The organism is Streptomyces sp. NPDC045701, from assembly GCF_056432045.1.
The window spans coordinates 1-12,216 of sequence record NZ_JBWKJV010000035.1 but is presented as its reverse complement, the minus strand read 5'-3'; the positions used below and the strand labels follow the sequence as shown (position 1 = coordinate 12,216).

Here is a 12,216-nt window from a genome sequence, read left to right as displayed (position 1 = left end):
GTGGCGACGGGCTCCATCCGCGCTGGGGATCCTACTGGCGGGGGGCGCGACGGGTGGGCGGTAGGGTGACGCGACGTGTGGGCGCGGGCATGAACCAACGCAAATTCCGGGTCATCTCGACCGTGCCAGGCCGACGATCCACGAACACCACGAGGGGATGCAGCAGGTGAGTATGACGGCCCCAGCCGCGGCCACCGGGACCGGGCACCCGGCACCCGCGACTCCGTCCGCCGGCGGAACGGGTTTCTGCCGTGTCACTGTCGTCGCACCGGATGGCCGTGTCGACGTCGCACTGCCCGAGGACATCCCCGTCGCCGACCTCTACCCGGAGATCCTCCGGCTGTCCGGCCAGAGCCCCGCGCCCGGCGCCCCGGTCGGCTACCACCTGGTGCGCCGTGACGGCACGGTGCTCGACAGCGCGCGTTCCCTCGCCGCCCAGCGCATCCTCGACGGCGAACTGCTGTCCCTGCGGCCCTTCGCCGAGTCGCTGCCGCCCGCCGTCTTCGACGACGTGTCCGACGCCGTAGCCTCGGCGGTCGCCCGTGACCGCACCCTGTGGACCGACGACCTGATGCGCGGCGCCGGCCTGTTCGGCGGCTCGGTCCTGCTGGTCCTGCTGGCCTTCGTGCTGTGGTCGTCCGGTCCGGGGCACGACATGCACGGCCTGCCGGGCATCCTGGCCGCGGTCGCCGGCGTACTGCTGCTGGCGCTCGCCGGTGTCCGGGCCCGGGTGTACGACGACCGCGGTTCCGCCGTGGCGCTGGGCATCGGCGCGATGGTGAACGCCGGGGTCGCCGGTGCCGGGCTGCTGGCGCCGGCCGCCGGGCAGGGCAACGGCAAGCTGCAGTTCCTGCTGGCCTGCGGGGCCGTGCTCGTGGTGTCCGTCATCCTCACGTTCGTCTCACCCGGCGGGGACGGGCCCTTCGTCGCGTTCGTCCTCGCCTCCGGCGTCGGGGCCCTGGTGACCTTCGCCGCGATCCTCACCACGATGTCCGCGACCGAAATGGCCGCCGTGTGCGCGCCGCTCGCGGTGGGCGCGCTGGCCTTCCTCCCGGGCCTGTCCACCCGCTTCGCCCGGCTCCCCATCGGCTTCGAGCCGCCCCGCACCGCGGTCACCGGCTACGGCGGCGACCCCGAGCCGCAGGGGCCGGTGGACGCCGAGCGCATCGCCGCCCAGGTCCGGCGAGGGCACGAGCTGCTGGTGGGCCTCGTCGGCGGCTGCGCGCTCCTCGCGGTGTGCTCCGCCGCCGTCCTCGGGTTCTCCGACGACGTCTGGGGGCAGCTGCTGGCCCTCGCCACGGGCGTCGCCATGCTGATGCGCGCCCACCTCTTCCGCTACACCGCCCAGGTCGGCTGCGCCCTCGCGGCGGGCCTCGGCGCCCTCGTCCTGCTGGGGCTGGGGCTGTGCCTCCGCCCGCCCGCCGGACTGTGGCGCGACGCCACGGCGCTGGACATCCGTACGGTGTGGCTGGCCGCCGCGGTCGCCGGGGTCGCCGCGCTGATCACCGCCATCGGCCTGATCGTGCCGCGCAAGGGCGTCACCCCCTTCTGGGGCCGCTTCTTGGAGATCGCGGAGACGTTCGTCCTGCTGACGCCGATCCCGCTGTGCCTCGCCGTCTTCGACGTGTACCACTCGATCCGGGCCCTGACGTCCTGAGCGGGCTGGTACGCTGTGTAACGGCCGTTTGTGTACGCGCTTCCGGATGATCTGGAAGCAGCGCTCATCGGACCTTCGCCTCCGAGTCACGGAAGCTCCCCTGAGACCAAGACCAGGGGCACTCGCGGGCGCATCGAACACCAAGAGGAGTACCGAGTGTCTCTCGACGCCGCTACGAAGAAGCAGATCATGGCCGAGTTCGGCACCAAGGAGGGCGACACCGGCTCCCCCGAGGTCCAGGTCGCGATGCTCTCCCGCCGCATCTCGGACCTGACCGAGCACCTCAAGACCCACAAGCACGACCACCACTCCCGTCGTGGTCTGCTGATCCTGGTGGGCCAGCGCCGCCGCCTGCTGCAGTACCTGGCCAAGAAGGACATCCAGCGCTTCCGCGCGCTGGTCGACCGCCTCGGCATCCGCCGCGGTGCGGCCGGCGGCGCCAAGTAAGACGCCGTGAAGGGAGCGGTTCCCACGCACAGGGGGCCGCTCCCTTTGCTGTACATGCGGAGTGTCGCCCCTCCTTTGTAGGCTGGCTTACACAACGCCATAACGGAAAAGCGACAACCACATACTGGAGAGGTGCCCCGGCGCCGTCGCCGGTCCTCGGTAGTGGCCCCCGGGAGAGATCACCCCGGGCGCTTCGATCGAAGACCGGCCCCGCACACACGGCGCACTTCTCCGCCCCGTCCCCCGCCACACGGGCGTACCGGGACGCAAAGACGACAAGCAACGGAGAATTCGCTTTGGTGGAGAACGAGACCCACTACGCCGAGGCCGTCATCGACAACGGCACCTTCGGCACCCGCACCATCCGCTTCGAGACGGGCCGCCTGGCCAAGCAGGCCGCCGGCTCCGCCGTGGCGTACCTGGACGACGACACCATGGTGCTGTCGGCCACCACCGCTTCCAAGAAGCCCAAGGACCAGCTCGACTTCTTCCCCCTGACGGTGGACGTCGAGGAGCGGATGTACGCGGCCGGCAAGATCCCCGGCTCCTTCTTCCGCCGTGAGGGCCGCCCCTCCGAGGACGCCGTCCTCACCTGCCGCCTGATCGACCGGCCGCTGCGCCCCTCCTTCAAGAAGGGCCTGCGCAACGAGATCCAGATCGTCGAGACGATCATGGCGCTCAACCCCGACCACCTGTACGACGTGGTCGCGATCAACGCCGCCTCCTGCTCCACGCAGCTGGCCGGCCTGCCCTTCTCCGGCCCGATCGGCGGCACCCGTGTCGCCCTGATCAACGGCCAGTGGGTCGCGTTCCCGACGCACACCGAGCTCGAGGACGCCGTCTTCGACATGGTGGTCGCCGGTCGCGTCCTCGAGGACGGCGACGTCGCGATCATGATGGTCGAGGCCGAGGCCACCGAGAAGACGATCCAGCTCGTCAAGGACGGCGCCGAGGCCCCCACCGAGGAGGTTGTCGCCGCCGGTCTCGAGGCCGCGAAGCCCTTCATCAAGGTCCTCTGCAAGGCCCAGTCGGACCTCGCCGCCAAGGCCGCCAAGCCGGTCGGCGAGTTCCCGGTCTTCCTCGACTACCAGGACGACGTCCTGGAGGCGCTGGCCACCGCGGTCAAGAACGAGCTCTCGCAGGCGCTCACCATCGCCGGCAAGCAGGAGCGCGAGGCCGAGCTGGACCGCGTCAAGGAGATCGCCGCCGAGAAGCTGCTCCCGCAGTTCGAGGGCCGCGAGAAGGAGATCTCCGCCGCGTACCGCGCGCTGACCAAGCAGCTGGTCCGCGAGCGCGTCATCAAGGACAAGGTCCGCATCGACGGCCGTGGCCTGACGGACATCCGTACGCTCGCCGCCGAGGTCGAGGCCATCCCGCGCGTGCACGGCTCCGCGCTGTTCGAGCGTGGCGAGACCCAGATCCTGGGCGTCACCACCCTCAACATGCTCCGCATGGAGCAGCAGCTGGACACCCTCTCCCCGGTGACCCGCAAGCGCTACATGCACAACTACAACTTCCCGCCGTACTCCGTCGGTGAGACCGGCCGCGTCGGCTCGCCGAAGCGTCGCGAGATCGGCCACGGCGCGCTCGCCGAGCGCGCGATCGTGCCGGTGCTGCCGACGCGCGAGGAGTTCCCGTACGCGATCCGTCAGGTGTCCGAGGCCCTCGGCTCCAACGGCTCGACCTCCATGGGCTCCGTCTGCGCCTCCACCATGTCGCTGCTGAACGCCGGTGTGCCCCTCAAGGCCCCCGTCGCCGGTATCGCCATGGGCCTGATCTCCGAGGAGATCGACGGCAAGACGCACTACGTCGCCCTCACCGACATCCTCGGTGCGGAGGACGCCTTCGGCGACATGGACTTCAAGGTCGCCGGTACGAAGGACTTCGTCACCGCCCTCCAGCTCGACACCAAGCTGGACGGCATCCCGGCCTCCGTCCTGGCCGCGGCCCTCAAGCAGGCCCGCGACGCCCGCCTCCACATCCTCGACGTGATGATGGAAGCGATCGACACGCCGGACGAGATGTCCCCCAACGCCCCGCGGATCATCACCGTCAAGATCCCCGTGGACAAGATCGGTGAGGTCATCGGCCCCAAGGGCAAGATGATCAACCAGATCCAGGAGGACACCGGCGCCGAGATCACGATCGAGGACGACGGCACCATCTACATCGGTGCCCAGGTCGGCTCGCAGGCAGAGGCCGCCCGCGCCACGATCAACGGCATCGCCAACCCGACCATGCCGGAGGTCGGCGAGCGCTACCTGGGTACGGTCGTCAAGACCACCACCTTCGGTGCGTTCGTGTCCCTGATGCCCGGCAAGGACGGCCTGCTGCACATCTCGCAGATCCGCAAGCTCGCCGGTGGCAAGCGCGTGGAGAACGTCGAGGACGTGCTCGCGGTCGGCTCCAAGGTGCAGGTCGAGATCGCCGAGATCGACCAGCGCGGCAAGCTCTCCCTGATCCCCGTGATCGCGGACGAGGACGCCGCCGCCGAGAGCGAGAAGAAGGACGACACCGACCAGTGACGTCCCGTAGTTCGAAGACGACGGCCCGCACCTCCTCGGAGGCGCGGGCCGTCGCCCGTACCCAAACGCTCCTCAAGGGCAAGGACGGCATCGGCACCGTCCGCCGCACGACCCTTCCCGGTGGCCTGCGCATCGTCACCGAGACGCTGCCCTCCGTACGCTCCGCCACCTTCGGCATCTGGGCGCACGTCGGCTCGCGCGACGAGACGCCCGCGCTGGGCGGCGCCACGCACTACCTGGAGCACCTCCTCTTCAAGGGCACGCACCGGCGCAGCGCCCTCGACATCTCCTCCGCCCTCGACGCGGTCGGCGGCGAGATGAACGCCTTCACGGCGAAGGAGTACACCTGCTACTACGCGCGCGTGCTGGACACCGACCTGCCACTCGCGATCGACGTCGTGTGCGACATGCTCACCGGCTCGCTGATCCTCCAGGAGGACGTGGACGCCGAGCGCGGCGTCATCCTCGAAGAGATCGCGATGACCGAGGACGACCCGGGTGACGTCGTCCACGACCTGTTCGCGAAGACGATGTTCGGCGACACTCCGCTGGGCCGCCCGGTCCTCGGCACCGTCGACACCGTCGAGGCGCTCACCGCCGACCGGATCCGCCGCTTCTACAAGAAGCACTACGACCCGACGCACCTCGTCGTCGCCGCCGCCGGCAACATCGACCACGCCACGGTCGTACGCCAGGTCCGCCGCGCCTTCGAGAAGGCCGGCGCCCTCACCCGTACGGACGCCGTCCCGGTCGCCCCGCGCGACGGCCGGCGCGCCATCCGCACCGCGGGCCGCGTCGAGGTCCTCAGCCGCCGCACCGAGCAGGCCCACGTGGTCCTCGGCGTCCCGGGCCTCGCCCGCACCGACGACCGCCGCTGGGCCCTGGGCGTGCTGAACACGGCCCTCGGCGGCGGCATGTCCTCGCGCCTCTTCCAGGAGGTCCGCGAGAAGCGCGGCCTGGCCTACAGCGTCTACTCGTACACGTCCGGGTTCGCCGACTGCGGCCTGTTCGGCGTGTACGCGGGCTGCCGCCCCAGCCAGGTCCACGACGTCCTGAGCATCTGCCGCGACGAGCTGGACCGGGTCGCCCGCGAGGGCCTCACCGACGACGAGATCGCCCGGGCGATCGGCCAGCTGAAGGGCTCCACCGTCCTCGGCCTGGAGGACACCGGCGCGCTGATGAACCGCATCGGCAAGAGCGAGCTGTGCTGGGGCGACCAGATGTCGGTCGACGACATGCTGGCCCGGATGGCCGCGGTCACCCCCGATGATGTACGAGACGTGGCCGCCGAGCTCCTGGGGCAGCGCCCGTCGCTGTCGGTGATCGGCCCCCTGAAGGACAAGCAGGCGGACCGCCTCCACACCGCGGTCGCGTAACGCCACTCCTGGACGGAACCGAAGGAAGTACGAGCATGAGCAGCAAGCTGCGGGTCGCGGTCATCGGCGCCAAGGGACGCATCGGCTCCGAAGCCGTACGCGCCGTCGAAGCCGCCGACGACATGGAACTGGTCGCGGCCCTCGGCCGGGGCGACAAGCTGGAGACGCTCGCCGAGAACGGCGCCCAGGTGGCGGTGGAGCTCACCACCCCCGCCTCCGTCATGGGCAACCTCGACTTCTGCGTCCGGCACGGCATCCACGCCGTGGTCGGCACCACGGGCTGGACCGAGGACCGCCTGGGCCGGCTGAAAGGCTGGCTGGAGGCCTCGCCCGGGACCGGCGTCCTGATCGCGCCGAACTTCTCCATCGGCGCGGTCCTCACCATGAGGTTCGCGCAGATCGCCGCCCCGTACTTCGAGTCGGTCGAGGTCGTCGAGCTGCACCACCCCAACAAGGTGGACGCCCCCTCCGGCACCGCCACCCGTACCGCCCAGCTCATCGCCGCCGCCCGCGCCGAGGCCGGCTGTGCCCCGCAGCCCGACGCGACGACCACGGCGCTGGACGGTGCGCGGGGCGCCGACGTGGACGGCGTCCCGGTCCACGCCGTACGCCTGAGGGGCCTGCTGGCCCACCAGGAGGTGCTCCTCGGCGGCGAGGGCGAGACGCTCACCGTCCGCCACGACTCGCTGCACCACAGCAGCTTCATGCCGGGCATCCTCCTCGGCGCCCGCCGCGTGGTGACCACTCCCGGCCTGACCTTCGGCCTGGAACACTTCCTGGACCTGGGCTGATCACCGCCATGCGCGCGAAGATCACGTACTTCGTCACGGCAGCCGTCCTGGTCGTCTACTTCGTCCTGGTCGGCAGCCGTGGCGTGCTGCTCATCCAGCACGGCACCGCGCTCACCGTCACCTTCGGCTGCGCGGTGCTGGTCCTGCCGGCCATCGGCGTCTGGTTCCTGTGGAAGAACACCCGGTTCGTCACCCGGGCCAACCGCCTGGCCGCCGAGCTGGAAGCCGAGGGCGGCCTGCCCGTCGACGAGCTGGAGCGCACCCCCGGCGGCCGCATCGACCGCGACTCGGCCGACGCCGTCTTCGCCAGGCGGCGCGAGGAGACCGAGGACGCGCCGGACGACTGGCGCTGCTGGTTCCGGCTGGCGGTCGCCTACCACGACGCCCGCGACACCCCGCGCGCCCGCAAGGCCATGCAGCGCGCGATCGCCCTCCACGAGGGCAGGCAGCCGGTCAGGAACTGACCGCGTACTCCGAGCTCCAGGCCTCGACGGTGTCGGCGGCACGGTCGAACGCCTCGACCCTGGCAAGGAAGTCCGCGTTGTGGTCGGTGAGCAGCGCCAGCTGCTCACCACCCTTGCGTACGGCCACGAGGGCCTGCCCCTGCACCGTCCGCGGCAGCCCCAGCCACCGCACGGGCTGCTGCACGGTGTGTACGCCCCCGGACTGCGACCACGGGAGCGTCGTCGTCCGGAAGAAGGAGACGCGTCGCAGCCCGTGCCGGCTCACCCAGGCCCCCATGCGGAGCATCCGCAGCGCACAGATGATCACCAGGGACGCCAGCGCGAAGCACACGGCGGCGGCCGGCAGCCCCCCCGCGAAGCCGATGATCATGGTGGCCAGCAGAATGAACGAGGCGAGCAGCAGGGCCACCGCCGCCGCCGCGACCCGCCAGGGCCCCGGACGGTACGGACGGCGCCATTGATCGTGGTCGTCGAACGGAAGCGCGACGTCCTCGTCGGTGTCGAAACCACGGTCGGCCGTCAGGAAGGGCAGGGGCACGGCTGATCCTCACTCATACGCACGCTCGATGGGGCTGTGCCGGGTGAGGCTACCCAGCGGTCCGCCGACCGGCCACCCCAGGGTGCCCGTACGGGGCAGGGCCCGCGTCAACGCCCGTGGGACGCCTCGGACTGCTGACCGTGACCGGCGGCGGGACCCGCCTCCATCGCCGGCAGGCCGAAGAGCAGCGACCCGACCAGGCCGGCCACGACGGTCAGCCCGATCAGCGTACGACCGGTGACCTCGGAAATGCTGGGACGCTGCCGAGCCGGGGGAGTGACGTTACTGCGGAAGCGGTCGGACTCGGCGACGAACGCGAACGGGACTGCCTCACGCCGGCGGAACATGGGAGAACTCCTCCTGGGAAACTCGTGGTGGACACTGCTACTGGATCAGACGCGCGAAGCGGCGCTTTGGTGCCCGATTTCCCCGCGATGATCGAACGATGTCGGCCACCGCCGCCCCGTCCTCCGCTGTCGGTGCCGGGCCGTAGAGTGGGCGCCGCCCGAGCGATGCAATTGGAAGGACCCCGCCGGTGAGCGACACCCCCGCCGAAGACCTCAAGCCCAGCTTCCGCAGCGATGTGACCGTCGAGCTTGTCAAGCACAGCGCGGCCGACGCCGACGTCCTGTTCGCGGCCCGCGTCTCCACGGTCGGCGAGCAGTCCCTGGAGGAGTTGCAGAAGGACCCGGAGCGCTCCAAGGGGCTGATCAACTACCTGATGCGGGACCGGCACGGCAGCCCCTTCGAGCACAATTCGATGACGTTCTTCATCAGTGCTCCGATCTTCGTCTTCCGCGAGTTCATGCGGCACCGGGTGGGCTGGTCGTACAACGAGGAGTCCGGCCGCTACCGGGAGCTTCAGCCGGTCTTCTACGTGCCGGGCGCCGACCGCAGGCTCGTCCAGCAGGGCCGCCCCGGCAAGTACGTCTTCGTCGAGGGCACCGAGGAGCAGCAGGCCCTCGTCGAGCGCACGATGGAAACGTCGTACGTCCAGGCGTACGAGGCGTACCAGGAGATGCTCGCCGCGGGTGTCGCCCGCGAGGTGGCCCGTTCGGTCCTCCCCGTCGGCCTCTTCTCGTCGATGTACGCCACCTGCAACGCCCGCTCGCTGATGCACTTCCTCGGCCTGCGCACGCAGCACGAACTGGCCAAGGTCCCGTCCTTCCCGCAGCGGGAGATCGAGATGGTCGGCGAGAAGATGGAGCAGGAGTGGGCCCGGCTGATGCCGCTGACGTACGCGGCCTTCAACGCCAACGGTCGCGTCGCCCCGTAGCCCCGCGGATCGCGGCGCGGCACAGATGTGCGGATCATCCGCCCGAAGTGTCCGTATTGCGGGGGTTCGAGAAGTTCATCTAGGCTGATCAAACGGACCCGGCACTGCTTGAACCCCCGAGCAGGCAGTGCCGGGCTCCACCTCCCTCACGTCCCCCGAGGGGACCCGGCGGACAGAGCAGCGAGTAGCGTGTTACCCATGGCTCCGATCTCCACTCCGCAGACCCCCTTCGGGCGGGTCCTCACCGCCATGGTCACGCCCTTCACGGCGGACGGCGCACTCGACCTCGACGGCGCTCAGCGGCTCGCCGCCCACCTGGTCGACGCAGGCAACGACGGCCTGGTCGTCAACGGCACCACCGGCGAGTCACCGACCACCAGCGACGTGGAGAAAGACCAGCTCGTACGGGCCGTCCTGGAGGCGGTGGGCGACCGCGCCCACGTCGTCGCCGGCATCGGGACCAACGACACGCACCACTCGGTCGAGCTCGCCCGCGCCGCCGAGCGCGCCGGCGCCCACGGCCTGCTCGCCGTCACCCCGTACTACAACAAGCCCCCGCAAGAGGGTCTCTTCCGCCACTTCACCGCGATCGCGGACGCCACCGGCCTCCCGGTGATGCTCTACGACATCCCCGGCCGCAGCGGCGTCCCGATCGACACCGAGACGATCGTCCGCCTCGCCGCCCACCCGCGGATCGTCGCCAACAAGGACGCCAAGGGCGACCTCGGCCGCGCCAGCTGGGCCATCGCCCGCAGCGGCCTCGCCTGGTACTCCGGTGACGACATGCTCAACCTGCCGCTGCTCTCCGTCGGCGCCTGCGGCTTCGTCTCCGTCGTCGGCCACGTCGTCACCCCGGAACTCCGCGCCCTCCTCGACGCCCACCTCACCGGTGACGTCCAGAAGGCCACCGAGGTCCACCAGCGACTGCTCCCGGTCTTCACCGGCATGTTCCGCACCCAGGGCGTGATCACCACCAAGGCCGCCCTCGCCCTCCAGGGCCTCCCCGCCGGGCCTCTGCGCCTGCCGCTGGTGGAGCTCTCCCCGGAGGAAACCGCCCAGCTCAAGGTCGACCTCGCCGCCGGCGGGGTAGAGCTGTAGTCACAGACTTCATAACTGAATACGAATGTCCATCCGACAACAGCAAGTGCACGAATGTCATGCGCGCCACGTGCCTCACTGGTACGTGGCGCGTGTGGTGAGGAGAGTCTTTTGAGTCATCCGCATCCTGAACTGGGCGCGCCCCCGAAGCTGCCCGAGGGCGGCCTGCGCGTCACCCCGCTCGGCGGTCTCGGCGAGATCGGCCGGAACATGACCGTCTTCGAGTACGGCGGCCGCCTGCTGATCGTCGACTGCGGCGTGCTCTTCCCCGAGGAGGAGCAGCCCGGCGTCGACCTGATCCTTCCGGACTTCACCAGCCTCAAGGACCGCCTCGACGACATCGAGGGCATCGTCCTCACGCACGGTCACGAGGACCACATCGGTGGCGTCCCCTTCCTGCTCCGGCTCAAGCCGGACATCCCGCTCATCGGCTCCAAGCTGACCCTCGCGCTGATCGAGGCCAAGCTCCAGGAGCACCGGATCCGTCCGTACACCCTGGAGGTCTCGGAGGGCGACCGTGAGCGCCTGGGCCCCTTCGACTGCGAGTTCGTGGCGGTCAACCACTCCATCCCGGACGCCCTGGCCGTCGCCATCCGCACCCCCGCGGGCATGGTCGTGCACACCGGCGACTTCAAGATGGACCAGCTCCCGCTGGACAACCGTCTGACCGACCTGCACGCCTTCGCGCGGCTCAGCGAGGAGGGCATCGACCTCCTCCTGTCGGACTCCACGAACGCCGAGGTCCCGGGCTTCGTCCCGCCCGAGCGTGACATCTCCAACGTCATGCGCTCGGTCTTCGCCGGCGCCCAGAAGCGCATCATCGTGGCCAGCTTCGCCAGCCACGTGCACCGCATCCAGCAGATCCTCGACGCGGCCCACGAGTACGGCAGACGAGTCGCCTTCGTCGGACGATCGATGGTCCGGAACATGGGCATCGCCCGGGACCTGGGCTACCTGCGCGTCCCGGCCGGGCTGGTCGTCGACGTCAAGACCCTCGACGACCTCCCGGACCACGAGATCGTGCTGGTCTGCACGGGGTCGCAGGGCGAGCCGATGGCGGCCCTGTCCCGCATGGCCAACCGCGACCACCAGATCCGCATCGTCCAGGGCGACACCGTGATCCTGGCGTCCTCGCTGATCCCGGGCAACGAGAACGCGGTCTACCGCGTGATCAACGGCCTCACCCGCTGGGGCGCCCACGTGGTCCACAAGGGCAACGCCAAGGTCCACGTCTCGGGCCACGCCTCGGCCGGCGAACTGCTGTACTTCTACAACATCTGCCGGCCGAGGAACCTGATGCCCGTCCACGGCGAGTGGCGCCACCTCCGCGCCAACGCCGAGCTCGGCGCCCTGACGGGCGTCCCCAAGGACCGCATCGTCATCGCCGAGGACGGCGTCGTGGTCGACCTCGTCGACGGCAAGGCCAAGATCGTCGGCAAGGTCCAGGCGGGGTACGTGTACGTCGACGGCCTCTCGGTGGGCGACGTCACCGAGGTGCATCTGAAGGACCGCCGCATCCTGGGCGACGAGGGCATCATCTCGGTCTTCGTGGTGGTGGACTCCACGACCGGCAAGGTCGTCGGGGGCCCGCACATCCAGGCCCGGGGCTCCGGCATCGAGGACGGCGCGTTCGACGCGGTCCTCCCCAAGGTGCACGAAGCCATCGCCAAGTCGGCCGCCGACGGGGTCGCGGAGCCGCACCAGCTCCAGCAGCTGATCCGCCGGACCATCGGCAAGTGGGTCTCCGACACCTACCGCCGGCGCCCGATGATCCTCCCGGTGGTCGTCGAGGTCTGACGCCCCACCAGGTCGCTTCTGGAGCGGGGCCCCTCGATTTGCATCGAGGCGCCCCGCTCCAGTACGTTTACGGCTCCGCCAGATCGGGAACCCGGCACATTCGCGTGCCGCGCAGGGTGCCCAGGAAGAGCGGGGAATTCCGACTCAGAATCTCTGATAAAGTCGGATCAGCCGAAAGGCAAAGGCCCTCCAACGGCCACCGGAAACAGAATCCGAACCGGAAACGGAACGGAAAAAGGATCTGGTA

Annotated in this window: 11 protein-coding genes; 9 read left to right on the top strand and 2 right to left on the bottom strand. The window is 70.0% G+C overall.

Going from position 1 to position 12,216, the window contains the following annotated elements; genetic code table 11:
* Positions 1–172 precede the first annotated feature (172 nt).
* The 6 genes from eccD to AC07DW_RS26750 all read left to right on the top strand — a co-directional run bounded on the left by eccD (position 173) and on the right by AC07DW_RS26750 (position 7,260).
* Entirely contained in the window at positions 173–1,657 is a 1,485-nt protein-coding gene (gene eccD / locus AC07DW_RS26775; RefSeq protein WP_478860250.1) for a type VII secretion integral membrane protein EccD, read from the top strand.
* Positions 1,658–1,813: 156 nt separating this feature from the next.
* Entirely contained in the window at positions 1,814–2,104 is a 291-nt protein-coding gene (rpsO, locus tag AC07DW_RS26770) for a 30S ribosomal protein S15 (protein ID WP_003958228.1), read from the top strand.
* A 299-nt stretch (positions 2,105–2,403) separates the two neighbouring features.
* On the top strand, positions 2,404–4,629 hold the full coding sequence (locus tag AC07DW_RS26765) for a polyribonucleotide nucleotidyltransferase (RefSeq protein WP_478860249.1): 2,226 nt from the start codon (positions 2,404–2,406) through the stop codon (positions 4,627–4,629).
* Positions 4,626–6,005 carry a M16 family metallopeptidase gene (locus AC07DW_RS26760; RefSeq protein WP_478860248.1) on the top strand — a complete coding sequence of 460 codons (1,380 nt, stop codon included), beginning with the start codon at positions 4,626–4,628 and terminating at the stop codon, positions 6,003–6,005. The genes AC07DW_RS26765 and AC07DW_RS26760 overlap by 4 nt, the downstream gene beginning before the upstream one ends.
* Positions 6,006–6,040: 35 nt before the next feature.
* The gene (gene dapB / locus AC07DW_RS26755; RefSeq protein ID WP_478860247.1) at positions 6,041–6,796 is read left to right on the top strand and encodes a 4-hydroxy-tetrahydrodipicolinate reductase; all 756 of its coding nucleotides are present in this window, start codon (positions 6,041–6,043) and stop codon (positions 6,794–6,796) included.
* Between the two features lie 8 nt (positions 6,797–6,804).
* Entirely contained in the window at positions 6,805–7,260 is a 456-nt protein-coding gene (locus AC07DW_RS26750; RefSeq protein WP_478860246.1) for a hypothetical protein, read from the top strand.
* Here the strand turns inward: AC07DW_RS26750 and AC07DW_RS26745 are convergent.
* Together AC07DW_RS26745 and AC07DW_RS26740 are read right to left on the bottom strand one after the other, a co-directional pair.
* The gene (locus tag AC07DW_RS26745; protein ID WP_478860245.1) at positions 7,250–7,798 is read right to left on the bottom strand and encodes a hypothetical protein; all 549 of its coding nucleotides are present in this window, start codon (positions 7,796–7,798) and stop codon (positions 7,250–7,252) included. The genes AC07DW_RS26750 and AC07DW_RS26745 overlap by 11 nt on opposite strands.
* A 107-nt stretch (positions 7,799–7,905) precedes the next feature.
* Positions 7,906–8,145 carry a hypothetical protein gene (locus tag AC07DW_RS26740; protein ID WP_478860244.1) on the bottom strand — a complete coding sequence of 80 codons (240 nt, stop codon included), beginning with the start codon at positions 8,143–8,145 and terminating at the stop codon, positions 7,906–7,908.
* 188 nt (positions 8,146–8,333) lie between these two features.
* Here AC07DW_RS26740 and thyX point away from each other — a divergent pair, with 188 nt between their 5' ends.
* The 3 genes from thyX to AC07DW_RS26725 all read left to right on the top strand — a co-directional run bounded on the left by thyX (position 8,334) and on the right by AC07DW_RS26725 (position 11,969).
* Positions 8,334–9,074: an FAD-dependent thymidylate synthase gene (thyX, locus tag AC07DW_RS26735; RefSeq protein WP_478860243.1), complete on the top strand. Its 741-nt coding sequence runs from the start codon at positions 8,334–8,336 to the stop codon at positions 9,072–9,074.
* A 198-nt stretch (positions 9,075–9,272) separates the two neighbouring features.
* Complete coding sequence (gene dapA, locus AC07DW_RS26730; RefSeq protein ID WP_478860242.1) at positions 9,273–10,172, top strand: 4-hydroxy-tetrahydrodipicolinate synthase; 900 nt, start codon at positions 9,273–9,275, stop codon at positions 10,170–10,172.
* A gap of 111 nt (positions 10,173–10,283) precedes the next feature.
* A complete protein-coding gene (locus AC07DW_RS26725) occupies positions 10,284–11,969 on the top strand; it encodes a ribonuclease J (RefSeq protein ID WP_478860241.1) in 1,686 nt (561 codons plus the stop codon).
* Positions 11,970–12,216: the final 247 nt, after the last annotated feature.

Coding starts and splice junctions, on each gene's coding strand:
- eccD (WP_478860250.1), top strand. CDS start 173: ATGACGGCCCCAGCCGCGGCCACCGGGACCGGGCACCCGGCACCCGCG.
- dapB (WP_478860247.1), top strand. CDS start 6,041: ATGAGCAGCAAGCTGCGGGTCGCGGTCATCGGCGCCAAGGGACGCATC.
- AC07DW_RS26750 (WP_478860246.1), top strand. CDS start 6,805: ATGCGCGCGAAGATCACGTACTTCGTCACGGCAGCCGTCCTGGTCGTC.
- AC07DW_RS26740 (WP_478860244.1), bottom strand. CDS start 8,145: ATGTTCCGCCGGCGTGAGGCAGTCCCGTTCGCGTTCGTCGCCGAGTCC.
- dapA (WP_478860242.1), top strand. CDS start 9,273: ATGGCTCCGATCTCCACTCCGCAGACCCCCTTCGGGCGGGTCCTCACC.